This window comes from Massilia sp. 2TAF26, from assembly GCF_052115005.1.
In the GTDB taxonomy this organism is placed as follows: domain Bacteria; phylum Pseudomonadota; class Gammaproteobacteria; order Burkholderiales; family Burkholderiaceae_D; genus Telluria.
The window spans coordinates 210,972-234,910 of the sequence record NZ_JBFRFV010000002.1 but is presented as its reverse complement, the minus strand read 5'-3'; the positions used below and the strand labels follow the sequence as shown (position 1 = coordinate 234,910).

Annotated in this window: 20 protein-coding genes; 8 read left to right on the top strand and 12 right to left on the bottom strand. The window is 66.9% G+C overall.

Features of this window, described 5'->3' with window-relative positions:
* Nucleotides 1-103: 103 nt before the first annotated feature.
* Together AB4Z32_RS03120 and AB4Z32_RS03115 are read right to left on the bottom strand one after the other, a co-directional pair.
* Nucleotides 104-676 (bottom strand): cohesin domain-containing protein, encoded by a 573-nt coding sequence (locus AB4Z32_RS03120; RefSeq protein WP_441934267.1) that lies wholly within the window; start codon nt 674-676, stop codon nt 104-106.
* 27 nt (nt 677-703) lie between these two features.
* Nucleotides 704-3,679: a M12 family metallo-peptidase gene (locus AB4Z32_RS03115; RefSeq protein ID WP_441934265.1), complete on the bottom strand. Its 2,976-nt coding sequence runs from the start codon at nt 3,677-3,679 to the stop codon at nt 704-706.
* Between the two features lie 222 nt (nt 3,680-3,901).
* Here AB4Z32_RS03115 and AB4Z32_RS03110 point away from each other — a divergent pair, with 222 nt between their 5' ends.
* From AB4Z32_RS03110 to AB4Z32_RS03100, 3 genes are all read left to right on the top strand, one after another.
* Nucleotides 3,902-5,194: an amidohydrolase family protein gene (locus AB4Z32_RS03110; protein WP_441934263.1), complete on the top strand. Its 1,293-nt coding sequence runs from the start codon at nt 3,902-3,904 to the stop codon at nt 5,192-5,194.
* A 169-nt stretch (nt 5,195-5,363) separates the two neighbouring features.
* Entirely contained in the window at nt 5,364-6,668 is a 1,305-nt protein-coding gene (locus tag AB4Z32_RS03105; RefSeq protein WP_441934456.1) for a dicarboxylate/amino acid:cation symporter, read from the top strand.
* Between the two features lie 97 nt (nt 6,669-6,765).
* Nucleotides 6,766-7,731: an HDOD domain-containing protein gene (locus tag AB4Z32_RS03100; RefSeq protein WP_441934261.1), complete on the top strand. Its 966-nt coding sequence runs from the start codon at nt 6,766-6,768 to the stop codon at nt 7,729-7,731.
* 72 nt (nt 7,732-7,803) lie between these two features.
* Here the strand turns inward: AB4Z32_RS03100 and AB4Z32_RS03095 are convergent, their stop codons facing one another.
* Nucleotides 7,804-8,604 carry an SIMPL domain-containing protein gene (locus tag AB4Z32_RS03095; protein ID WP_441934259.1) on the bottom strand — a complete coding sequence of 267 codons (801 nt, stop codon included), beginning with the start codon at nt 8,602-8,604 and terminating at the stop codon, nt 7,804-7,806.
* Between the two features lie 21 nt (nt 8,605-8,625).
* Nucleotides 8,626-10,995, bottom strand: coding sequence for an ABC transporter permease (locus tag AB4Z32_RS03090; RefSeq protein WP_441934257.1), 2,370 nt, complete (start codon nt 10,993-10,995; stop codon nt 8,626-8,628).
* A 149-nt stretch (nt 10,996-11,144) separates the two neighbouring features.
* Here AB4Z32_RS03090 and AB4Z32_RS03085 point away from each other — a divergent pair, with 149 nt between their 5' ends.
* Together AB4Z32_RS03085 and AB4Z32_RS03080 are read left to right on the top strand one after the other, a co-directional pair.
* On the top strand, nt 11,145-11,531 hold the full coding sequence (locus AB4Z32_RS03085) for a BlaI/MecI/CopY family transcriptional regulator (RefSeq protein WP_441934255.1): 387 nt from the start codon (nt 11,145-11,147) through the stop codon (nt 11,529-11,531).
* Nucleotides 11,528-12,802, top strand: a complete 1,275-nt coding sequence (locus AB4Z32_RS03080) for a TonB family protein (protein WP_441934253.1) — start codon at nt 11,528-11,530, stop codon at nt 12,800-12,802. Before AB4Z32_RS03085 ends, AB4Z32_RS03080 begins: the two co-directional genes overlap by 4 nt.
* 48 nt (nt 12,803-12,850) lie before the next feature.
* Here the strand turns inward: AB4Z32_RS03080 and AB4Z32_RS03075 are convergent, their stop codons facing one another.
* Both AB4Z32_RS03075 and AB4Z32_RS03070 read right to left on the bottom strand, forming a co-directional pair.
* Nucleotides 12,851-13,501: a CoA transferase subunit B gene (locus AB4Z32_RS03075; protein ID WP_441934252.1), complete on the bottom strand. Its 651-nt coding sequence runs from the start codon at nt 13,499-13,501 to the stop codon at nt 12,851-12,853.
* A 23-nt stretch (nt 13,502-13,524) separates the two neighbouring features.
* Nucleotides 13,525-14,223, bottom strand: coding sequence for a CoA transferase subunit A (locus AB4Z32_RS03070; RefSeq protein WP_441934250.1), 699 nt, complete (start codon nt 14,221-14,223; stop codon nt 13,525-13,527).
* Between the two features lie 168 nt (nt 14,224-14,391).
* On the opposite strand from AB4Z32_RS03070, the gene AB4Z32_RS03065 reads away from it, so the two are divergent.
* A complete protein-coding gene (locus AB4Z32_RS03065) occupies nt 14,392-14,922 on the top strand; it encodes a LuxR C-terminal-related transcriptional regulator (RefSeq protein ID WP_441934454.1) in 531 nt (176 codons plus the stop codon).
* A gap of 91 nt (nt 14,923-15,013) precedes the next feature.
* Nucleotides 15,014-17,914, top strand: coding sequence for a WD40/YVTN/BNR-like repeat-containing protein (locus tag AB4Z32_RS03060; protein ID WP_441934248.1), 2,901 nt, complete (start codon nt 15,014-15,016; stop codon nt 17,912-17,914).
* A 6-nt stretch (nt 17,915-17,920) separates the two neighbouring features.
* On the opposite strand, the gene AB4Z32_RS03055 is transcribed toward AB4Z32_RS03060, so the two are convergent.
* From AB4Z32_RS03055 to AB4Z32_RS03045, 3 genes are read right to left on the bottom strand one after another with little or no spacing between them, the layout of a single operon-like run.
* On the bottom strand, nt 17,921-18,352 hold the full coding sequence (locus tag AB4Z32_RS03055; RefSeq protein WP_441934246.1) for an acyl-CoA thioesterase: 432 nt from the start codon (nt 18,350-18,352) through the stop codon (nt 17,921-17,923).
* Nucleotides 18,353-18,393: 41 nt separating this feature from the next.
* Nucleotides 18,394-19,140, bottom strand: coding sequence for an alpha/beta fold hydrolase (locus AB4Z32_RS03050; protein ID WP_441934244.1), 747 nt, complete (start codon nt 19,138-19,140; stop codon nt 18,394-18,396).
* Nucleotides 19,137-19,877, bottom strand: coding sequence for an SDR family oxidoreductase (locus AB4Z32_RS03045; RefSeq protein ID WP_441934452.1), 741 nt, complete (start codon nt 19,875-19,877; stop codon nt 19,137-19,139). Before AB4Z32_RS03045 ends, AB4Z32_RS03050 begins: the two co-directional genes overlap by 4 nt.
* Nucleotides 19,878-20,100: 223 nt before the next feature.
* Here AB4Z32_RS03045 and AB4Z32_RS03040 point away from each other — a divergent pair, with 223 nt between their 5' ends.
* The gene (locus tag AB4Z32_RS03040) at nt 20,101-21,777 is read left to right on the top strand and encodes a 4Fe-4S dicluster domain-containing protein (protein WP_441934242.1); all 1,677 of its coding nucleotides are present in this window, start codon (nt 20,101-20,103) and stop codon (nt 21,775-21,777) included.
* Between the two features lie 50 nt (nt 21,778-21,827).
* Here AB4Z32_RS03040 and AB4Z32_RS03035 read toward each other — a convergent pair whose 3' ends face one another.
* From AB4Z32_RS03035 to AB4Z32_RS03025, 3 genes are all read right to left on the bottom strand, one after another.
* Nucleotides 21,828-22,328: an EAL domain-containing protein gene (locus AB4Z32_RS03035; RefSeq protein WP_441934240.1), complete on the bottom strand. Its 501-nt coding sequence runs from the start codon at nt 22,326-22,328 to the stop codon at nt 21,828-21,830.
* A gap of 95 nt (nt 22,329-22,423) precedes the next feature.
* Nucleotides 22,424-23,095 (bottom strand): amino acid ABC transporter permease, encoded by a 672-nt coding sequence (locus tag AB4Z32_RS03030; RefSeq protein WP_441934238.1) that lies wholly within the window; start codon nt 23,093-23,095, stop codon nt 22,424-22,426.
* 21 nt (nt 23,096-23,116) lie between these two features.
* On the bottom strand, nt 23,117-23,923 hold the full coding sequence (locus AB4Z32_RS03025; protein WP_441934236.1) for a transporter substrate-binding domain-containing protein: 807 nt from the start codon (nt 23,921-23,923) through the stop codon (nt 23,117-23,119).
* Nucleotides 23,924-23,939 lie beyond the last annotated feature (16 nt).

Sequence of the window (23,939 nt, the reverse complement as noted above, 5' to 3'; positions counted from 1 at the left end):
CAAACCCGTTGCTTGATCTGCATCAAAAACCAATCGAATTTACCCGCCTCAACTAAAAAGGCCGGCACAAGGCCGGCCTCCCCTGCTCGCCTGCTACGGGCGCTCAGGCCGTCGCGGCGGCACGGCGCCGGCGCGCCGCCCCCACCGCAGCCGCGCCCAGCGCCAGCAAGGCCAGACTGCCCGGTTCCGGCACGTCGCCGCCGGTCTGGACCGCCGTATCGAGCGCGGTCACGGCGATGTCGTTCAGATTGCTGTCCAGGAACAGGACATCCGAGAACGACAGCGGCGACTCGCCGGCGCCCAGCACATTGAAGCTGATGGTGGCCAGCAGGCCGCTGCCGCTGATGCCCGGCACGGCGCTGAACAGCGAACCGAAGGCGTAGCTCACCAGGCCGGAGGCGTTATCGAGATCGACGACGTCCTGCATCGCGGTGTTGGCGTCACCCAGGAAGTCGCCGGCGGTATAAGCCGTCGCTTTCAGCAGGCCGGGGGCGAAGCCGAGGCTGAACTGATAGCCATACAGGTCGGCGATATTCGAGATCATCACGGCAACGCTGACCGTCGAACCGTCGCTGGACTTGGTCGTGACGGTCGACAGGATCGGCGCCGCCCAGGCTTGCGCGCAGCTGGCCATCAGTACCGCCGCGCCCAGCATTTTTTTCCAATTTTTCATCATGTTTCTCCGGATTTGTTAAAGATGCGGTCAATTGCAGCTGCTGCCTTGCGGCAGGCGCGCGTTCACATAGCTCAGGTCGCGGATGTCAATCACGTTGTCCTTGTTGACATCGGCGCGGGCATCGAAGCCGGCCTGGCCGTTGCGCTTGCCGATCAGGGCCTTGACGATGGATACATCCGCGCAGCTCACCGCGCCGTCGCCATCGACGTCGCCGGCCACCGGCGGCAGGTTGATGGTGAAGTTCGCGTTGGACACGTCGAAGAACACATTGCCCACGGCTTCCACCTTGATGCGCGCGGCGCTGGTGGCCACCCGCGGCAGCACCACGCTGGCGCTGCCGGTGTTCGGCGTGCTGGCCGCCAGCTCGTAAGGCCAGGTCGTGCCGCCGTCGGTCGACAGCGTGATCCTCACCTTGCTGGTCGAAACCGGCGCGACGTTGGTGTTCGCCACGCTCCAGCTGACGGTCTGCGGAACGCCCGCATCCAGGGTCACGGCCGTGTTGGGCGCGGTGACCTGGAAGGGACCGGCCGCCGGGGCCAGCACCAGGGTCGTGATGGCGCTGTTGACGCCGCCACGGCCGTCGCGCGCCGTCAGCTTGAAGTTCAACGAGGCCGGGCTCGCGTTCACGCCCGCCACGCCGACATAGGCCGCGGTCGGCAGGAACTCCGAGAAGCACTCGATCTGGTCCGCGGTCGGCGTGGGCGAAGCCGTCGGGCAGGCGCCGGTTTCCGCGTTGGTGTTGTTGGCCAGGATCTGCTTCATGTCCGGGAACACGCGGGTCGGCTCGCCGGTCACGGTGTTCTCGCCCGGCGATTCATACTCCAGCGTGTCGGTGTTGTTGACGATGGCGCGCTGGCCGAACTGGCGGAACAGCGGTCCGTTGGTCTTGACGTTGCTCACCAGGCCGGTGCCGGTGGCGGCGCCGCGGTCGTTCTGCTCCCACATATAGGTCAGGGCGTCGCCGTCCGCGTCGGTCGCGCTGCCGGTCAGCACGAAAGGCGTGCGCACCGGGATCGTGTAGGACGGCGTCACGCTCACGACCGGCGGCGTGTTGCCGGTCCCCGACAGGGTGCCGCGCCGGGTGGTCGCACCGCCGGCGGTGATCTCGCCGACGTAGCCGGTGCAGCCGCCGCTGCAGTTCAGCAGTTCCAGCGAGGGCACGTTGGTGTTCGCCAGGGTGCCGCCGAAGGTGATCGTGAACCCGGTATCCGTCAGCGCGCTGATCGCAACCGTGCCGCCGGCCTGCCAGCCGGCGATGTTCTCGATCGCCGCCTTGATGCCGGCGGTGCTGAAGTTGGAACCGCGCACGATCGGCGCCGACAGCTTGCCGTTCCACGACAGCTGGAACTGCTGGGTGCCGGCAAAGCCGGTCAGCACGCCCATCTGCACTTCGCTCACCGAGGTTTCGGCGGCGGAGGTGTAGGCGGTGATCTCGTCGAAGCTGCGCTGCGACCAGTAGGGATCGCTGTGGGTCTGCAGGTTGTCGGTGCCGCAGATGCCGGCATAGGCCATGATCGAGGAACCGCTGCCAGGCTCCACCGAGGTGCCGGAGTTGCGGTTGGTGCTCGCGCAGTTGCTGATGGTGCCGTTGAACGTGTGGTTGCCCGAGAACTGGTGACCCATCTCGTGCGCCACGTAGTCGACCGCGTAGAAATCGCCTTTCGGGGTCGGGATGCCGGTGCAGCCCTGGGCCTTGCTGGTGCCGCCGACCACGCCCAGGCTGGCGATGCCGCCGCCGTTCAGGCCCAGGCCGATGTGGCCGACGTCGAAATTGCTGGCGCCGGCGAGCAGGCCCGCGACCACGCGGTTGCGCGACAGGGTGCCGCTGCCGCAGGTGGAGGCCTGGGCGGCGGTGAAGCAGGCGGAACCGCCGCAGGGGCCGTTGGCGCCGGTCATCTTGGCGGCGGTGTCGAGGTTCAGGGCCTCGGTGCCGTTGATCAGCATAAGGCGGATCGAGGTCTCGTCCTCGTACACCTGGGTCACGCGGTTGATCAGCGTGACCTTGGCCGCGGTCACACTCGCCGGGTCGCCGCCGAAATAGGCGGCATACGAGGGGTCGGTCACCAGCGCCAGGCGGTAGGTGCGCAGCGTGCCGCCGGCGCTGGCCATCGGCGTCGCATCCTGGCCGACCACGTGGAAGGCGGCGCTGGCGCCGCCGTCGGCCGCGCTGATCTCGTAGGCGCCAGGATTGGCTCCGGCCGGCAGCGCGATGCTGAAGCTGCCGTCCTTGCCGGCGGTGGCGCTGAGATTCTGCAGGGGAACGCTGTCGCCTTCGGCGTGCAGTTCGAGGTTGACGCTGGCGCCCGGCGCGAAGCCGGCGCCGCGCACTTCGACATTGTCGCCTTCGCCGACGAAGCCGCGCGACACGCTCAGCGTGGCCTGGTCGAGGCTCCCTTCGATCAGCGGACCACGCGGGCTGATCAGGTCGGCGCGGGTATAGGCGGCGTAGACGCTGGTGTCGTTGCGATAGTAGGGATCGACGTACCAGCCGCCGTTCGGCGAACGGACCGAGGCGTGCAGGCCGAGCGGGGTGATGTCCATGCGCAGGCTGGCGTTCGGGTCGTCGATGCCCTTGCCGCGATAAGTCTTGATCTCGGGGTGCCTGGCGGCCAGCTCGTCCTCCATGATCGGCGATTCGACCAGGGTGAAGCGCTGGTAGCCGCCATCCGGGTGGGGCAGCGAAATGCTCAGGGTGCTCGAGGTGGCGGTGGCGCCGGCGGCCAGGCGCTCGCGCGGCGCGCCGGCCGTAAACGACTTCATGCCGGGCAGGTCGAGCGTGGCAGCGTGAAAACGCTTGAGCTGCAGCTCGGGCAACCTTGCGGAGGCGCCGAGGGCCTGGGTCAGGCTGGAGGATGACTGGATCCCGCCGCCCACGTTCTGCCAGAACGGTGCTGCGGGCTGGCTCTTGACGCCGGAGCCGGCCTGGGCGAATGCCGCCGGCGCGGTCCCCAGGAAAGCCAGGGCTACACATAATGCAATGGAACTCGAACACTTCGTTTTCATGCGGTGTCCTCTCTCGGAATGGTCTTGCTGTGCTTATGGTTATAGATATGCCGGACCCACGCCCCGGCATGCGGTCGAGTCAATACAGCAAACCGATAGTATTGCCAAAAAATTATTAACACAAGCTAAATATTTCATTTATGCAAATGTTTTCTTGACCGCAAAGAAGTCCCGTCCGCTATGATTTCGTTTCCGCAAATTCACCCTCAGAAGGAAAAAAGCATGCCGAGCTGGACCAGGAAAATCGCCCTCACTGCCCTCGCCTCCCTTAGCCTGCTGGGCGCTGGCGCGCGCGCCGCCGAGCAGCGTCCCGTGCTGCTCACCGCCGACAAGGTCTGGACCGGCGAAGGCGCGCCGCATGCCGGCTGGGGTGTACTGGTGGCCCAGGGCCGCATCCAGGCCGTCGGCCCGGCCGACAGGCTGGCCGTGCCGGCGGATGCCGAACGGATCGACCTGCCCGGCAAGACCCTGCTGCCCGGCCTGATCGACCTGCACTCGCACGTGCTGCTGCACCCGTATAACGAAACCACCTGGGACGACCAGGTGATCAAGGAAGCGCCGGCCTACCGCATCGCGCTGGCGGTGCGCCATGCCGCCGACACCCTGCAGGCCGGCTTCACCACCCTGCGCGACCTCGGCACCGAGGGTGTCGACTATGCCGACGTCGGCATCAAGCGCGCCATCGAAGAAGGCCAGGTGCCGGGGCCGCGCCTGCTGGTGGCGACGCGCGCGATCGTCGCCACCGCCAGCTACGGCCCGGCCGAGCGCAACTACCGTCCGGACATGGAGATTCCCTACGGCGCCCAGCAGGCCACCGGCGTCGGCGAAGTAACGAAGGCGGTGCGCGAACAGGCTTCGCACGGCGCCGACTGGATCAAGTTCTATGCCGACTACCGCACCGGTATCGACGGCAGCACCCGTCCGACCTTCACCCTGGAAGAAATGAAGGCGATGGTGGCGGCCGCCCACGTGACCGGACGCAAGGTGGCGGCCCACGCCAGCAGCGACGACGCGATCCGCATGGCCGTGCTGGCCGGCGTCGACAGCATCGAGCACGGCTACGGCGCCAGCGAGGCGACCTTCAGGCTGATGCTGGAGCGCCATACCGCCTATGTGCCGACCCTGACCGCGCCGGAAGCGATCGGTGAGTATTTCCAGAAGCACGTGCGCGGCGGCACGCCGACCCCGGGCATGCAGGAAGCGGCGCGCGCCTTCCGCCTGGCGCACAAGCTGGGCGTCACCATCGGCAACGGCAGCGACGTCGGCGTGTTCACCCACGGCAGCAATGAGCGCGAGCTGGAGTGGATGGTGCGCCTGGGCATGACGCCGACCGAGGCCCTGCGCGCCGCCACCGTGGTCGCCGGCGACATCCTCGGCAAGAAGGACCTGGGGGCGATCCAGGCCGGCAGCCTGGCCGACGTGATCGCGGTCGAGGGCGACCCGACCGCCGACATCGCGGTGCTGCGCAAGGTGGGCTTCGTGATGAAGGCGGGCACGGTGTATCGCCGCGACTGATCGGCGCCGGTAAGGCGCCGTGATCCCGGGATGCGCCCGCCAATCGGGCGCTCCTGACATTCAGGAAGCGTAGGATGGGTTATACGTGCCGGCGTTGCGGTTTTCCACAATAGCTGGCGCAGATATTTTCAGTAATGATGACGGCACTATCATTCGCTCATGAAGCCCGATCATGAAAAAACCATTCTATAAAGTACTGTACCTCCAGGTACTGTTCGCGATTATTGTCGGCGTGCTGCTGGGTATCTTCGATCCCGGCCTCGCCACTGCGATGAAGCCGCTGGGAGACGGCTTCGTCAAACTGATCAAGATGATCATCGCCCCGGTCATCTTCTGTACCGTGGTCGCCGGTATCGCCGGCATGCAGGACATGAAGAAGGTTGGCCGCGTCGGCGGCAAGGCCCTGCTCTACTTCGAAGTCGTGTCCACCTTCGCGCTGGCGATCGGCCTGATCGTCGCCAACGTCATCAAGCCGGGCGCCGGCTTCAACGTCAACCCGGCCACCATCGACACCCACTCGATCGCCCAGTACACCGACAAGACCAAGGCGCTGACGACGACCGACTTCCTGATGAACATCATCCCGAACACCTTCGTGGATGCGTTCGCCAAGGGCGAGATCCTGCAAGTGCTGCTGATCGCGATCCTGTGCGGCTTCGCGCTGTCGATGATGGGCGAGCGTGGCCGTCCGATCACCCGCGGCATCGAAACCCTGTCGCACATGATCTTCGGCGTGGTGAACATCATCATGAAGGCCGCCCCGATCGGCGCCTTCGGTGCGATGGCCTTCACCATCGGCAAATACGGCGTCAAGTCGCTGATCCCGCTGGCTTCGCTGGTCGGTTCCTTCTACCTGACCTGCGCCCTGTTCGTCGTGATCGTGCTGGGCATCATCGCCCGCCTGACCGGCTTCTCGATCTTCCGCTACCTCTCCTACATCAAGGAAGAGCTGCTGATCGTGCTGGGCACCAGCTCGTCGGAAAGCGCGCTGCCGGCCATCATGCGCAAGCTGGAAAAGCTGGGCTGCCCGAAATCGGTGGTGGGCCTGGTGGTTCCGACCGGCTACTCGTTCAACCTCGACGGCACCAACATCTACATGACCATGGCTGCCCTGTTCGTTGCCCAGGCAACCAACACCGACCTGACCCTGACCCAGGAACTGACCATCCTGCTCGTGGCGATGCTGACCTCGAAGGGCGCGTCCGGCATCACCGGCGCCGGCTTCATCACCCTGGCGGCGACCCTGGCCGTGGTGCCGACCATCCCGGTGGCGGGCATGACCCTGATCCTGGGCATCGACAAGTTCATGAGCGAATGCCGCGCCCTGACCAACATCATCGGCAACGGCGTCGCCACCATCGTCGTGTCGAAGTGGGAAGGCGAGCTCGACCACGAGCGCCTGAGCGCCGAACTGAAGAATCCGAGCGTGGACGACAGCTCCCTGCGCGAGCAGGCCGTGCACGAAACCGCTTGAGTCGACCGCTCGAGCGGGCCGCTCGGGCTGGAAATAACTCTCCTCGTTCAGACGCCGGGTTCGCCCGGCGTCTTTTTTTTGCTTTAGAATCCGTGCTATGAAGAACTGGATCAACCGCCTGCGCGGCGCCCCCGAGAATGCGCCCGCCGCAGCCGCTCCTGCGGCCGCGCCCGACGAACAGGCGGCCGACCTCGCGGCCGACATCGAAGCAAGCTATTACCGCTGGCTGACCGCGGCGCGCGGCTACGCCGCCCCCGAAGAGGTCGAGACCCGCATCCTCGACTCGGTACACCATCTGAGCGCGCAACCGGGCGAAGCCGCCGGGCTGGTGCCGCGCGTGCCGGAAGCGATTCCCAAACTGCTGTCCAGCCTGAGCGACGAAGACGCCTCGGTGGCCGACCTGGCCCGCCAGGTCGCGCAGGACGTGGTGCTGGTGGCAGAGGTCATCCGCGAAGCCAACAGCGCCTACTACCGCCCGATCGCCCCGGTCAAGAACGTCGAGGCCGCCATCATGATGCTCGGCCAGAACGGCTTGCGCATGCTGCTGGCGCGCATCGCCTTCCGTCCCCTCATCAACATGCAGGCGAACGGCTTCGCCCGCGAGGCCGCGCCCCAGGTCTGGAACCAGTCGGTCAGCTGCGCGCTGGCGTCCAGCCTGATGGCGCCGGGCCTGAGCACCGGCGTGTTCGAAGCCTACCTGGCCGGCCTGATGCAGAACGTGGGCCTGGTGGTCGCCTTCCGCCTGGCCGACCGCATCTGCACCGACGGCCGCGTGCCCGGCTCCAGCGACTTCGGTGCCCAGCTGCTGGCCGCCAGCCGCCAGCTTTCGTCCGCCATCGCCGCCCACTGGAGCTTCCCGCAGGCAGTCGTCGACGCCATCGCCCACGCCGGCGAGCCGGGCAGCGACCACCTGGCCGAAGCCCTGGCCCAGGGCGACCGCATCGCCAAGCTGCGCCTGCTGATCGACGCCGGCGTGATCGGCGAAGACGACAGCCTCGTCACCGACGGACTCGACAATTTCCAGCGGCGTTGTCTGGGCAAGCTGGCGAAGCTCGAGGGCTAGCGGATATTCAGGCGGGCGACTGTTCGGCGCGATACGCTGCGGCGGCAGCCAAGGCTGCGCATACACCCCCGCTCACGGTTTATTTGCCGGGCGCGCCCTGGCCGCCGCCCCGTTCTCCAGCCGGAACACGATGTCGACCGACTGCCGCAGCTTGAGCAACTGGACCATCACGAAAGTCTCGCGGTCGATGTCGGCGGCGCGCTGGTTGCTGGTAGCGCGGGCCCTGCGCTCTACCCGGAACTCGTCGCGTTCCAGGCCCAGGGTGGTGCCCAGCTTCTTGAGGGCGTCCGGGGTTGCCGCCATCATCGGCCCCAGCCGGCGTCCGCCGGCCGCCGCCATCACTTCGGCGCGGCGGCGCGCATCGGCGATGGCTGCGGCCACCATCTCGTCGTTGACCTGCTCCATGGTGCTGAGATCGAAATCCGCGGCGAAGCTGTCCAGGTTGGGCTTGCCGAGCAGGCCGCCGCCCAGCGCCGGCCAGTTGGCGGTATTCCGCAGCCGGATGTGCACGTCGCAGCTCAGCTCATATACCGGGGTGCCATCGGCGTTGCGTTCCTTGCGCACGGACTGGCGCACCTCGCGCACCTGCATGTCGTCCTCCTCGATGCTCAGCTTCTGCATCAGCTCGCGCACCTCGGCCATCCGCGCATCGATCACGGCGCGCGCCGCGGCCGGATCGGCGTCAGCCGCGACGACCTGGAAATCGAGGGTGGCAATATCTGGCATCTCGACCCGGAAATTGCTGCCGGTGACGTGTACGAAGGGATAGTCGGGGATGCTGGATGCCACGGCCGGCGCCGCCGGCAGGGTCAGCGCGGCGGCCGCCATCGTGCAGGCAGCCAGGATCGGCAGCAAAGGCTTCAGTTTGAACATGGACACTCCATCATTGAAAAATCATTGGTCGCGCAAGGCCAGGGCCGGCGACATCCGCATCGCCGCCACCGCCTGGCGCGCACAGCCGGCCAGGGCGACCAGGCCGACACCGGCACAGGCGATCGCCAGCGGCCACCAGCCCATCGGCGCACGCTCGACGAAACCGGCCAGGTAGCGCTCGGTCCACAGCCAGGCCGGCGCCAGCGCCAGCAGCGCGCCCACGCCCAGCAGCGCAAGCCATTCGCGCGCGACCAGCAGGCCGATATGGCGGGGTGTGGCGCCGTGCAGCTTGCGCAGCACGAATTCGCGGGCGCGGCGGCGGATCGTGTAGCTCGACAGCACATAGATGCCGAAGCAGGCCAGGGCAGTCGCGACGATGCTGGCCAGCGCCAGCAGCTTGGCCTGGCGCAGGTCGTCGCTGTAATTGCGGGCGAACACCGAGGACGCGGTCTCGATGACGGGCAAGTCGTTCGGGAAATGGCGCGCCCACAGGGCCTCGATGGCGGCACGGGCGCCGGCGATATCGCCACGGGTGCGCACCGTCAGCACACCCTGCTCCTCGTTCAGGCGGTACAGGATCGCCTCCGGCTTTTCGCGTAGCAAGTTGTAGCGCAGGTCGGGCGCGATGCCGATGATGCGGCTGTCGTCGTCGATGAACTGGCCGACCGCCGCCTCGGGCGAAGGGAAGCCGAGCGCCAGCGCGGCGCGCGCATTCAACACGACGCCTTCTTCGCCCTCGCGCGAGAACAGCTTGCCCGCCAGCGGACGCAGGCCGAACACCTCGAAGAAATTCGCGCCGACGTCTTTCAGCTCCAACGGCACGGATTCCGCCCCGGACCGCCGAATCATGATGACGCTCTTGTTGCCGTCGCGGCCGACCGCGTCCTGCATGGCGGCCACGCCGGCGACGTCGGACTGCCGCGCCAGCTCCGTCCTGAAGGCATGTGCGGCGGCCGGGCCGGCCTTGTCGGGCAGTTCGATCACAAGTTGCGGCCGCGGATCGAAGCCCGGATCGGCATGGCTCGCGTAACGGGCCTGCCACCACACGGCGAGGCTGGCGGCCGCCAGCCCGATTGCCGCGGCGAACTGGGCCGCCGTTAGCACGCGGCGCATGTGCTGCCCCTCGGACGTCTCGCCGCCACGCCCGCCGAGAGCAACGCTGGCCGGGACCCGTGCCGCCAGCCATGCCGGATACAGCCCAGACAGCAGCCCGGAGCCAAGCCCGATGGCGGCGAGCATGGCCCAGCCGGCCGGCCCATAGGTGGACGACAGCGGGCGGCCAACCAGTTCCGAAAACAGGGGCAGGGCCAGCCAGGCAAGCACGGCGCCGATCGAGGTCGAGGCGGCGCCGACCAGCAGGGATTCGGCCAGGAACTGCCCGGCCAGGGCGGCGCCCGAGATGCCGAGGGTCTTGCGCACCGCGATCTCGCGGCGCCGCGCGGCGGTACGCACGGCCGCCAGGTTCACGTAATTGGTGACCGCCAGCGCAAGGATCAGGATGCCGAGGCTCGCCAGGCCGGCGATCGCCGCCGGGCTGCCGTAACGGCTGCCGCCGCGGCTGGACAGCAGGTCGGGATCGAAATAGACCTTCGACAGCGGCGTCACGGCGATGCTGGTGTAGGGCTTGGGTCGGCCCGCGACCAGCGCGCCGCTGAACACGCTGTCGCGCTGGGTGGCGACCGCCTGCTCCAGGGTCAGACGCAAGGCGGCGGTATCGATGGCCGGTTCGGTCTTCAGGTAGAGCCGCGCCCGCCGCGACCACGCTTGGCGCTCGCTGTCCGGCGGCCGATCCCAGCTGTGCCGGCCCTCGCCGAGCAGCAGGCCGAATTCCGGACTGGTATTTACCGGCATGTCGGCAAGGACCGCGCGCACCACGAAGGGGACGCCGTCGATCGAGGCCACCTTGCCGAGCGCATCGGCGGTCCCGAACAGGCGCAGGGCCTCGCTGCGGCTCACCACCAGCGCATCTGGGCGCGCCAGCGCCGCGTCGGCATCGCCGGCCAGGGCCTTGATGCCGAAGAAGCGCAGATAATTCGGTGCGGCCACCGCGAGGTCCACCAGAAGCAGGCGTTCGCCCACGCGTGCCGCCAGCTGGAAGGGCTTGGCGCTGGTCGCGTCCTGGACCAGCCCGGCCGCCAGCGCCACCCTGGCCAAGGGCGGCGGCGCGCTCTCGCCCCAGTCCGGGCGCGGCAGCAGGTTGCGGCGCTCCTTGACCACGTAGATGCCGTCGGCGCCGGCGATGGCGTCGTTATAGGTCCAGGCGTAGCGCACCAGACCGAACAGCAGGAAGCAGGCGGCCAGCGCCACGGCCAGGCCAAGCACCGCGACCGCCGAATACAGGGGCTCCCTCGCCAGCAGGCGCCAGGCCAGTTTCAGGTTCCGAAGCCGCATCCGCACTCCCGCAGAAGTAGACAATGATGTCTATGCTATGCCTTTTATGGCTGTTCTCGCAATAGCATTTCAATAAATATTTCTGTAGACAGTCCTATCTAGAAGGGCTAGTCTACGCGCGTGTGCATTGTGTTTTTCGAGGATGAATCATGGCCAAGTCCCCCGCCCCCTCCAAGCCGACCCCGGCCGAACTCGACCTGTTGCAGGTGCTGTGGCCGCTGGGCTCCGGCACCGCCCGCCAGGTGCATGACGAGATCCTCAGGACGCGACCGGACGTCACCTACGCGACCGTGCTGCGCCTGATGCAGATCATGCATGCCAAGGGTTTACTGATCCGCGACGAGAGCGAACGGTCTCACGTGTACGCGCCGGCCCAGGCCCAGGAATCGCTGCAGACCAATCTGCTGAAGGACCTGATGCAGCGCGCCTTCTCGGGCTCCGCCAAAGCGCTGGTGCTGGCGGCCCTCAAGTCCGGGATCTCGAAGAAGGAAAGGGAGGAAATCGAAGAACTGCTCAAGAGCGAGGACAAACGATGAGCGGCCAGGCCCTGGTGGCGGCGCTGGGCTGGACCCTGGTCCATTTCGTGTGGCAAGGCGCCCTGCTCGGCTGCGCCGTCGCGGTGCTGCTCGTCGCCCTGCGCAATGCGCGGCCCGAGACGCGCTATGCGGTCGCATGCGGGGGCCTGCTGCTGTGCCTTGCTTGGCCGGCGGTCGACCTGGCGCTGTTGCTGAAGGCCGGCGCCGGCGATGCGGGCGGCAGGCTCTTCCCCGGCGCCGGCGGTGCCGGTGCCGTCGCGCCCGGTGCGACCGGCCTGCTGCCCTGGCTTGGACAAAACCTGGGCTGGATCGTCGCCCTGTGGGCCGCCTGCTCCTGCGCGCTGAGCCTGCGGATGGCGGTCGGCCTGCTGTGGATCGGCCGCGCGGCCCGCGCGCAAGCCTGCGACCCGGCCTGGCAGGAACGCCTGTCGCGCCTGGCGGAGCGCTGCGGCCTGGGCCGCGAAGTGCGGCTGCGCGTGGTCGACGGTCTCTCCAGTCCGATCACGGCCGGCTGGTGGCGCCCGGTGGTGCTGGTGCCGGCCAGCCTGGTCGCCGGCATGCCGCCGCATCTGCTGGAAGCCCTGCTGGCCCACGAACTCGGCCACGTGCGGCGCCACGACTACCTGGTCAACCTGCTGCAGAACGTGATCGAAACCCTGCTGTTCTACCACCCGGCCGTGTGGTGGCTATCGCGCCGCATCCGCGCCGAGCGCGAGCAGATCGCCGACGACTTCGCCGCCCGCCACCTGGGCGAGCCGCGCCGCCTGGCGCTGGCGTTGTCGGAACTGGAAAAGCTGCAGTTTTCCAGCCATCACCTGGCCCAGGCCGCGAACGGCGGCGACCTGATGGCAAGGATCCGCCGCCTGCTGCGCCCTGACGTGCAGGCGCTCAACTGGAAGGCGGCGATTCCGGTGCTGGGCCTGGCCGTGGTGTGCGCGGCCAGCGCGCATGCGCCGGCGAACCGTAACGACGCGGCACCTGTCCTGCGCGGCGAAACCCGGGGCGCGATCGCAGATTTCTCGACCTGCCGCAAGCCCTACTACCCGAAGGCCGATATCGCAGCCGGGCATGAAGGCACCGTAACGATCGGCTTCATGATCGACGAGCATGGCATGGTAACCGGCTCGTCCATCGCTAAATCGAGCGGTTACGCCAGCATGGACGAGGCCGCGCGCACTGCGCTGGCGCTGTGCCGCTTCAGTCCGGCGCTCGAAGCCGGCAAGCCAATCGAGCAACTGGCGCATATCCAGTACGTCTGGACGCTCAAATAAAAAGCCGCGGCCAGTCCCGGCCGCGGCTTCGGTGTGCAATGCCCGGCTTCAGACCGCCGAAACGTCCAGCTCGGCAGTCGTCGCGGCCACCACCTCTTCCTTGGTGACGCCCGGCGCCAGTTCCACCAGCTTGAGCCCGGTGTCGGTGACGTCGATCACGCCGAGGTCGGTAATGATGCGGTCGACCACGCCCACGCCGGTCAGCGGCAGATCGCACTTCTTGAGGATCTTGTGGCTGACCGAGCCGTCCTTGGCGGTGGCGACGTGCTCCATCAGCACCACCACGCGCTTGACGCCGGCCACCAGGTCCATCGCGCCGCCCATGCCCTTGACCATCTTGCCCGGGATCATCCAGTTGGCCAGGTCCCCCTTTTCCGAGACCTGCATCGCGCCCAGGATCGCCAGGTTGATCTTGCCGCCGCGGATCATGCCGAAGGAATCGGCCGAGCTGAAGTAGGCCGAGCCCGGCAGCGCCGTCACGGTCTGCTTGCCGGCGTTGATCAGGTCGGCGTCCACTTCGGCGTCAAGCGGGAAGGGGCCGATGCCCAGCAGGCCGTTTTCCGACTGCAGGAAGACTTCCACGTCCTTCGGGACGTAGTTCGCCACCAGGGTCGGCAGGCCGATGCCCAGGTTCACGTAGAAGCCGTCCTGCAGTTCCTTCGCCGCGCGCGCGGCCATTTCATCACGAGTCCATGCCATGTCGTCTGTCTCCTGTTCCTAGCTTAGGCTGCGCGCACGGTGCGCTGTTCGATGCGCTTTTCCGGCGTCGGGTTGTGAACGATACGGTGCACGAAGATGCTCGGCAGGTGCACCTGGTCCGGATCGATCTCGCCGGTCTCGACCAGTTGCTCGACCTCGACGATGCAGATCTTGCCGGCGGTGGCGACGTTCGGGTTGAAGTTGCGCGCGGTCTTGCGGAACACCAGGTTGCCGGCGCGGTCGGCCTTCCAGGCCTTGACCAGGGCGACGTCCGGGTTCAGCGAGCGTTCCATCACGAACATTTCGCCGTCGAATTCACGGGTTTCCTTGCCTTCGGCGACGATGGTCCCGTAGCCGGTCTTGGTGAAGAAGGCCGGGATGCCGGCGCCGCCGGCGCGCAGCTTCTCGGCCAGCGTGCCCTGGGGCGTGAATTCCAGCTCCAGTTCGCCGGCCAGGTACTGGCGCGCGAACTCCTTGTTTTCGCCGACGTAGGACGCAATCATCTTCCTGATCTGGCGCGTGGCCAGCAGCTGGCCGAGGCCGAAGTCGTCGACGCCGGCATTGTTCGAGATCGCCGTCAGGTCCTTGACGCCGGAATCGCGCAGTGCGGCGATCAGCGCTTCAGGAATGCCGCACAGGCCGAAGCCGCCCACGGCAATGGTCTGGCCGTCCTTGACGACGCCTTCGAGTGCGGACCGCGCATCTGGATAAACTTTATTCATACCCGTCCCTTTAGTAGTTAAGCCAACAGCTCTTTCTGTACAGCAGAGTAGAATTCGAGAATAAAATAGCCCCCTGCAAAGCACAATACCGTAGAAATACCGGCAAGGGCCGGCCATGGAGACTTTAGTTTGCATCAGACGACAGCATCATACGCCATCGATTACGAGATGATCTTCCAGCATGCCCCGGTCGGCATGTGCATCTCCGTCAATCGGATCATCCAGGCGTGCAACCAGGCACTGGCGTCGATGTTCGGCTACGACTGTGCCCAGCTCGACGGCAAGTCCTTCGAAGTGCTCTACCCGACCCAGGACGAATTCCTGCGCACCGGCGACCGCATCGTCCCCATCATGAACGCGAAGGGCCGCTACTCGGACGAGCGCATCATGCGCCGCGCCAACGGCGAGCTGTTCTGGTGCCACGTAAGCGGCCGCGCCCTCGACCCGCAGCAGCCGCTGGGCGCCGGCATCTGGACCTTCGAAGATGTCAGCGAGAAGCGCCCGGTGACGGCCGCACTGACCCCGCGCGAGCGCGAGATCGCGGCCCTGCTGGTCGAAGGCAAGACCAGCAAGGTGATCGCGCGCGAAACCGACCTTTCCCCGCGCACGGTGGAGATGCACCGGGCCAAGCTGATGAAGAAGTTCTCGGCATCGACTTCGTCCGAGCTGGTGCACAAGCTGGTCGGCGTGGCCCGCTGAGCCGCGTCAACGCCCGACCCGCCTCCCCTAGCCATTATGGATGAGCACGCTATGCGGCGTGCATTTCCATACGAATGCGCTCGAGGAGGACATGATGGCACGATTGACCTGGCGCGGATTGCTCACATCCGCCATTCTTGCAGCCGCGCTGGCCGGCTGTTCGCCCTTCCAGTATCAACCCAACATCAAGAACGGCGGGCGTGCGGTCGCGGCCGCCGTCGCACCGGGCGACTCCAGCCGCATCGTGGTGGCGTCGGCCTCGGGCGGCATCTTTCGCAGCACCGACACCGGCGCCACCTGGACCCAGACCAGCGGCAACGGCACCTTCGCCTTCACCGACCTAAAGTACCTGCCGAGCAACGCGAACATCGTCATCGCCACCGCCCTCTCGGACACCAGGACCAGCACCGGCGGCGGCATCTGGCGCAGCCTCGACGCCGGCGCCAGCTGGTCGAGGGTGGCCATCACCACGCCGGTCCCGGCCTGCGCGGCCGACCTCTCCGGCTTCGGGCTGGCCGCGGAAACCGCGCGCAACCGGGTCTGGGCGGCCACCTCCTGCGGCGTCGCCTTCAGCAGCGACTCCGGCGCGAGCTGGCACTTCCTGCCCAAGGCCGCCGGCTACGACAACGACAGGAGCTATGCGGTGCTGGCGCCCACCACCACGCGCCTGGCGATCCTGACCGACGGCGGCGTCAAAGTCTCCGCCAACGCCGGGGGTAGCTGGAGCCTGTCGACCACCGGCCTGCCGGGCTTCATCGTCAGGGGCGTGCATAACGAGATCGCCGTATCGCCGCTCAATCCTTCCCACCTCTTCTTCACCTTCAACCAGTGGGTCTGGACCGTCGCCGCGGCGAAATGGGAGGGCCACACGCTGCTGTACCGGTCCTGGGACAATGGCGCGACCTGGGGGCCGCTGCTGGATATTCCCGGCTATAACCGCCCCTCTTTCGTCAAGACGGCCCAGCCGAGCGATGCGACGCATTACGGCATCCACTTCGGCGACGGCAGCTGCACCCAGCAGAGCGCCACGGTGACGAACGGCCCGGTGCCGACCTTGTCGGGCTGGACCACGTCCGAACTCGACCACTGCGACACCTCCGACCTTGCCTTCAGCGCCGCCGACGGCAGGACGCCCCTGCTGCTCACCTCCGACGCCGGCCTGAACAGCACCCCCGACGCCGGCCTCCACTGGCACGTGACCGGCGGCGGCGACGCCGGCTACGATGCCCTGCAGATCACCGAGGTGATCGGCCAGCTGCACCCGGACCGCCGGGCTTCCGACCTGTATTTCGCGACCCAGGACAATTCCATCTGGGCCTCGGCCGATGCCGGCGTCACCTGGCCGACCAATGTCTGCTGCGAAGGCTTTTACCTGAACATCTGGCGCGAGCCCATCCCGGCCGCGGATACCAGGCTGACCGGCGTCGATTGCGGCGCCTGCTTCAACTTCATCTCGGGCCCGCTGCTGGCAGGCTTCAGCGCCTTCCCCAACCCGCCGAACACGGCCGGCAACCCGCGCCTGCTCAAGCCCGGAGCCTATGTCCAGAACACCCAGCTCAGCGGCCTGCCGGGCAATATCTACGACCTGAGCACCGACAACGGCGCCAGCTGGACGCCACGCTACGGCTTCCTCGAGGATCCGCAGGACTTGCCGAAGGTCGCGGGGCCGGTGGCCAATCCGGTGATCTACACCGCGGTCAAGCTGTCGGGCGCGACGCCGGCCGGCTTCCCGGTCGTCGGCATCAAGCGTATCGCCGATACGCTGGCCGCCGGCTCGCCCCTGGTATCGGACATCGGCGGCTTCGGCAGCCTCGGCATCTTTCCCACCGAGTTCGCGTGGTACAAGCCTTTCGGGGTCGACCCGCGGGACGCCAACTTCCTGATCGTGCCCGACATCGTCGGCAACACGGTCAGGGTGACGCATGACGCCGGCGCCACCTGGACCACGGACACCGCGCTGACCGGCCTGGCCACGCGCGGCGGCATCTTCAAGTTCAGCTTCGGACCGTTCTCCCAGATCAGCGCGTTCGGCTTCGATCCCGATTGCGCCGGCCACATCCTGGTCGGGACCCAGCAGGCCGGCATCATGGAAAGCTTCGACCGCGGCGCGACCTGGAGCTACCTGGCCGGTTCGGACAACATCCCGCAGGTGTCGTCCTTCTACTTCCAGGGCAGCGGACAGGTCATCATCTCTTCCTACGGCCGCGGACTATGGAAAAAGTTTTATTCGTGCCCGCGCCGCATCATCCGGCCCGGCATCCTGACCGCCCTGGCCGAGCCGACCATCTACTGGAAGGGGGCCCGCGTGCCGCTCAGCCAGATCCACAATCCCGACGTCTGCCCGGTATGCGGCTATTTCGTCACCGAAGGCGGCGACATCCTCGACTTCGTGCTCGACCCGGCCACCGGCGAGTTGCGCGAAGTGGCGCTGAGCGGCGGCAGCATCCGCGGCCTCACCTGGGAGCGCACGCCGGTGCCGGCGCCGTTCAAGGTGACGCATGCCGACCGCCTCGGCAAGCTCGGCGGTGACCACGAGCTGCGCGCGCAGGTGAAGGCCGGCGCCCATATCAAGGGACTCTACCTGGATGGGGCGATCCTGAAAGGCGTGGTCCTGGCGCCGCGGGACGTGCAGGAAGCGCAGCTGCCGCGCAAGTCGGCGCTCGGGCCTTATGTGCGGGTCGAGGTGAGGCAGGAAGAGAATCCGAACGGCGAAGGCGGTGCGCTGGTCGTGCTGCTGCACGGATTCGGCTTCGATCCGGCCCTGCCGCTGTCGGTCTCGATCGACGGCGTTCCCGTGCGGATCGACGTGCAGCCGCGTTTCGACGCGGCCCGCGGCTTCACCCTGCCCCTGCCGCCCGTGGTGAGCATCGGCGGCCACACCATCGTCGTCGAGCAGCAGGGACCGGAGGGCATCCTGCGCGACGCCGCCACCTTCATCATCCCCTTGCAGGACAATGAGCGCGGCGAGGAGGACAAACGCAAGCGCCGCTGAGCGCGATCAGGCTGCTGGCAGCACGCTCCTGAGGTGCTCCGGCAGCGGCACCGATTTCTCCTTCTTGAAGTCGATCCACACCACCTTGCCGCCGCCTTCCGCATAGACGACGTCGGCCTTGCCCTCGGCATCCACCAGGCTGATCTCGTGGGTGACTTCGAAACTGGAACGGCCCGGGGCGCCGGCGTAGGTGCGGACCTCGATCTCGCCCGGATACTTCAGCTGCTTGATGAAGGTGCAGTAGGCGGTGACGATCACCGGTCCCTCGCCCTGCATATTGAATTCGCCCGCGGCCTCTTCCAGGAAGCAGATGCGGCCGCTTTCCATGTAGCGGAAATAGACTGTGTTGTTGACGTGGCCCAGCACGTCCATGTCGCCCCAGCGGATCGCCTGGCGCATCGTGTGCATCAGCTTGCGCGTCGGTTTTTCGTTGCTCATCGTTGCCTGCTTCGTTTTGAAAAAGCAGGCATTGTAGTCGTTCAGCCGCCGGCGTGCCGGCGCACGATGTCGCCGACGATGCCGCAGAAGGCGGCCGGGTCCTCGAGCATCATCATGTGTCCGGCCTTCGGCTGGACCAGGCTGGCGCAGGCCAGCGCCAGCACCCATTCGGGGATGTCCCAGCCGGCCGCGGACAGTTCGCCGCCCAGCAGGTAGAGCGGCACCCCTAGCCCGAGCACGCGCCGCACGCCTTCCAGGTAGCCGGGCGCACCGGTCGCTTCGAGCACCGAGCGCGCCATCGCCTGGATGGTCGTGTAGGGCTGGTTTTCCAGGACCTCGCGCGCCAGGGCGACGCGCTCGTCGCTGGCCTCGATGCCGATGCGCTCCAGCCAGGCGGCCGGATCGTCTTCCATGGCGCCGTATTCGGCCGCCCAGTCGGCGTCAAGCATCGGCGCGATGCGCGAGCACCAGAACGCGTCCTTCAGCGTGAAATTGCCTTCAACGCTGATCAATCCGCGCACCAGTTCCGGCACCTCCTGCGCGGCCAGCATCATGACGGCGCTGCCGACGCTGTGGCCGAGCAGCCAGGCCGGCTCGCCGACTTCCTCGCGCAGCACGCGCGCGATCTCCTCGGCCTGGGCGTGCAGGTCGATGCCGATGTCCACGCTGCGCTGCGCGCCGTAGCCGAGCAGGTCGGGGGTGCGCACGTCCAGCCCGGGCAGCCGCCGCTGCGGTTCGTAGTAGCTGCTTGACCCCAGCAGGCCGTGGACCACGACCAGTGCCGTCATTGCGCCGTCATGCCGTCGTCGGCCGTGATGATGGTGCCGTTGATGAAGTGGGCTTCCTCGGCCGCCAGCAGCAGCAGCAGGCCGTCGAGGTCTTCCGGCTTGCCGATGCGGCGGCGCGGCAGCATCTCGATCAGCTTCTTGCCCTGCTCGGAACCGAAGTAATCCTCGTTCATCTCGGTGGCGATGTAGCCGGGACAGATCGCGTTGACGTTGATGCCGTAGCGGCCCCATTCGACCGCCATCGCCTTGGTCATCTGCACCACGCCAGCCTTGCTCATGCAGTAGACGCCGATCTGCGGCAGCACGCGCAGGCCCGCCACCGAGGCGATGTTGACGATCCGGTGCTGCTTCCTGGGATCGCCCTTGGCGCGCTGGATCATGCGCTTCGCGCACTGCTGGGCCATGAAGAAGGCGCCGCGCAGGTTGGTGTCCATGATGTAGTTGTAATCGTCCTCGGTGACGTCCAGCAGGCGCTGGGTGTTCGACACCCCCGAGTTGTTGACCAGGATGTCGATCGGGCCGGCCTCGGTCTCGGCATGCGCGATCGCCGACTTGATGCTGGCAAGGTCGGTCACGTCCAGCGACACCACGTGGGCCGCGCCGCCGTCCGCCTCGATCTCGGCGCGCAGCTCCTTCAGGCGCTCGACGCGCCGCGAGGCCAGCACCACCTGCGCCCCCGCCCCTGCCAGGGCCTTCGCGAAACGCGCGCCCAGTCCACTGGATGCGCCCGTCACCATTGCGATCTTGCCTTCGAAATTGACTTCAATCCCCACGTTCCACTCCTCTGCCTGAGCCCACCGAACTATATTCTGTTGCGACGACATAATCATTACATACTTCACCAAATTCGCCTCGTTTAGATTGCCGCATCTAATATCTGCCCTACAATAGCGCGCTGCGTTGCAATCATGAGCAAAAAAGTGCACACTCGTGCTTAAATTTTTCTAACACTATTAAAACATGACTCAGCCCAACAACCTCATCGAACAATACGGTCCGCGCGAAGCGATGGAATACGACGTCGTCATCGTCGGCGGCGGCCCTGCCGGCCTGGCGGCAAGCATCCGCCTGAAGCAGCTGGCTTCGGAACAGGGCCGCGACGTCTCGGTCTGCGTGCTCGAGAAAGGCGGTGAGCTGGGCGCGCACATCCTGTCGGGCGCGGTGATGGATCCGCGCGCGCTGAACGAACTGTTCCCGAACTGGAAAGAACTGGGCGCACCGTTGAACACCGCCGTTCTTGAGGACCGCGTGCTGTTCCTGACCGAGACCAAGTCCTACGCGACCCCGCACTTCATGGTGCCGAAGGCGCTGACCAACCACGGCAACTACGTGATCTCGCTGGGCAACGTGGTGCGCTGGCTGGGCCAGCAGGCGGAAAGCCTCGGCGTCGAGATCTTCCCCGGCTTCCCGGCCGCCGAGATCCTGTACAACGACGACGGTTCCGTGAAGGGCGTCGCCACCGGCAATATGGGCGTCAAGCGCGACGGCGAACCGGGTCCGGATTTCCAGCTGGGGATGGAACTGCACGCCAAGTACACGCTGTTCGCGGAAGGTTCGCGCGGCCACCTGGGCAAGCAGCTGATCGCCAGGTACAGCCTGGACCAGGGCAAGGACCCGCAGACCTATGGCATCGGCATCAAGGAACTGTGGGAGATCGACCCGGCCAGGCACAAGCCTGGCCTGGTGATCCACACGGCCGGCTGGCCGCTGCCTTCCGATACCTACGGCGGCTCCTTCCTGTACCACCTGGAGAACAACCAGGTCGCGGTCGGCTTCGTGGTCGGCCTGGCCTACCAGAACCCCTACCTGTCGCCCTACGAGGAATTCCAGCGCTACAAGACCCACCCGGAAATCCGCCACTTCTTCGAAGGCGGCAAGCGCATCTCCTACGGCGCCCGCGCGATCACCGCCGGCGGCCTGCAGTCGCTGCCGAAGACCGTGTTCCCGGGCGGCGCCCTGATCGGCTGCGATGCCGGCTTCCTCAACGTCAGCCGCATCAAGGGCAGCCACGCCGCCATCAAGACCGGCATGCTGGCAGCCGACGCCGCCTTCGCGGCACTGGGCGAAGGCCGCCAGAACGACGAACTGGCGAGCTACCCGGCCGCCTTCGAGCAGTCCTGGCTGCACGAGGAACTGCACGTGGCGCGCAACTTCAAGCCGTGGATGAGCAAGGGCCTGTACCTGGGCACCATCATGACCGGCATCGACCAGATCCTGTTCAAGGGCAAGGCGCCGTGGACCCTGCACCACCAGCACGCCGACCACGAATGCCTGCGCCCGGCATCCAGCTTCAAGCCCATCGTCTATCCGAAGCCGGACGGCAAGCTGACCTTCGACCGCCTGTCCTCGGTGTTCATCTCGAACACCAACCACGCGGAAGACCAGCCGGTGCACCTGACCCTGAAGAACCCGGACGTGCCGGTCGAGATCAACCTGGCCAAGTACGCCGGTCCGGAACAGCGCTACTGCCCGGCGGGGGTCTACGAATTCGTGAAGCTTGATTCGGGCAAGGACCGCCTGCAGATCAATGCGCAAAACTGCGTGCACTGCAAGACCTGCGACATCAAGGATCCGACCCAGAACATCGTCTGGGTCACGCCGGAGGGCGGCGGCGGGCCGAATTACCCGAACATGTAATCCGGTCGGCGCGACACGTACGTCGCACGTGGGCACGGTGTGCCCACGTGTCAGCGCAGCGCCAGCTTTTCCAACTCCTGCGCCGTCATCGGCCGCCCGAACATATAGCCCTGCGCATAATCGCAGCCGGCATCGACCAGCAGCGCCCGCTGCACCGCCGTCTCCACGCCCTCCGCCACCACCTTCAGTCCCAGCTTGTGCGCCATGGCGACGATCGCCTCGTACAGCGCCAGCTCCCCGCCTTCTCCGTCCAGGGTCTGCGCCAGCGAAGGGTCGATCTTCACCTGGTCGATGTCGTAGCGTTTCAAATACGCCAATGAGGCATGGCCGCTGCCGAAGTGATCCAGCGCCACCTGCAGCCCCAGCATGCGGCACTGGGCAAGCCGGCCGAGCAGCGGGTCGGCGCCGCCCTGCAGCGCGCCTTCGCTGATCTCCACCACGATGCTCTGCGGCGGCAGCGTCAGCTCGCGCAGGTAGTCGAGCCAGCCCTGGTACTGGCCGGCGCCGCGGTCGGCCTTGCGCATCTCCTGGGCCAGGCGGTCGCGGAACATGTGGCGGTTCGGCAGCCCGGTCAGCTCGTCGAAATTCGCCGGGTGCCAGATCCGCTCGACCGACTCCTTGCTGCGCGTGATGTCGGTGACCAGGCTTAGTGTGCTTGATGGCCCCGGCTGAAGCGCCGCTCGGCACGGCGTTGCAGGCGTTCGAAGAACAGGCTCAGGATCCAGTAGAGGATGGCCGCTGCGAGGTAGAGCGGCAATGGACGGAATGTGACGGAGATCAATTCTTTGGTGACAAGCATCAACTCGGTCATGGTGATCACCGACACCAGCGAGGTGTCCTTGATCAGGCTGATCAAGGTATTGCTCATCGACGGCACCGCCACCCGCAGCGCCTGCGGCAGCACCACGTGGCCCAGGGTCTGGCCCCAGCCGAGGCCGAGGCTGTAGGCGGCCCGCCACTGGCCCTGGGCGACCGCCAGGATGGCGCCGCGCAGGCTCTCGGACAGGTAGGCGCCGGCGTTCAGCGACAGGGTCAGCACCCCGGCCGTGACCGGCGTGAACTCGATGCCGATGCTCGGCAGGCCGTAATAGACGACGAACAGCTGCACCAGCAGCGGCGTGCCGCGGAAGGCGCTGACGTAGACCACCGCCGGCCAGCGCAGCAGCGCCCACGGCGATACCCGCATCAGGGCGGTGGGCAGGCCCAGCACCAGTCCGCCGAGCATGGCGGCGACCGCCAGCAGCAGGGTGTAGCCGGCGCCGCGCAGCATGACCGGCGCGGACTCGCGCAGCAAGTCCAGCAGTTCCTGGAACGCCATGCCGGCTTCAGTAAGGACCGGTCATGGCGCGTGGGTGGCGTCGACGCCGAACCACTTCACCGAGGCGGCCTTCAGGCTGCCGTCGGCGCGGGCGTCCTCGAGCGCCTTGTCGATGGCGGCACGGAACTTCGGATTGTTCTTCGGGAAGGCGACCGCGGTGCGCTCGACCGCGCCCACGCGGGCGCCGGCGCGGATCGGCAGCTGCGAGGATTTCAGCAGGTAGGCCACCATCAGGCTGTCGTTCAGGGCCGCGTCGATGCGACCGAAGGCCAGGTCCTGCAGGTTTTCCGGCGCCGCCGGGTAGCTCTTCACGTCGATGCCGGGCATGGCCTTGGCCTGCTGCTCGAACACGCTGCCCTGGCCGACGCCGACCTTCTTGCCCTTCAGGTCTTCCAGCTTCCGGTACTCGATGCGCTCGTTGCGGCGCACGATCAGCTGCGGGGTCGAATAGGTGTAGGGGGTGGAGAAGTCGAAAGCCTGTTCGCGCCTGGGCGTGACGTTGACCTGGCTGATGATGACGTCGTACTTGCCGGCGCCCAGACCAGCCAGGATCGAGGCCCATTCGGTGGTCACGAATTCCGGCTTCAGACCCAGCCTGGCCGCCACCAGTCTGGCGACGTCGACGTCGTAGCCGGTCAGTTGGCCGGTCTTCGGATCCTTGAAATTGAAAGGCGGATAGGTTCCCTCGAGGGCGATGCGCAGGGTGCCGCGCGCCTTGGCGGCGTCGAGCAGGTCGGCCGCATGGACCGGCAACGCCAGCACCGCGCAGGCCGCGACGACGGCGCCCAGCAGCGTTCTACGGAAATTGTTCGGGGACCCCGTTTGCATCGCCTCGCTCTCCTTT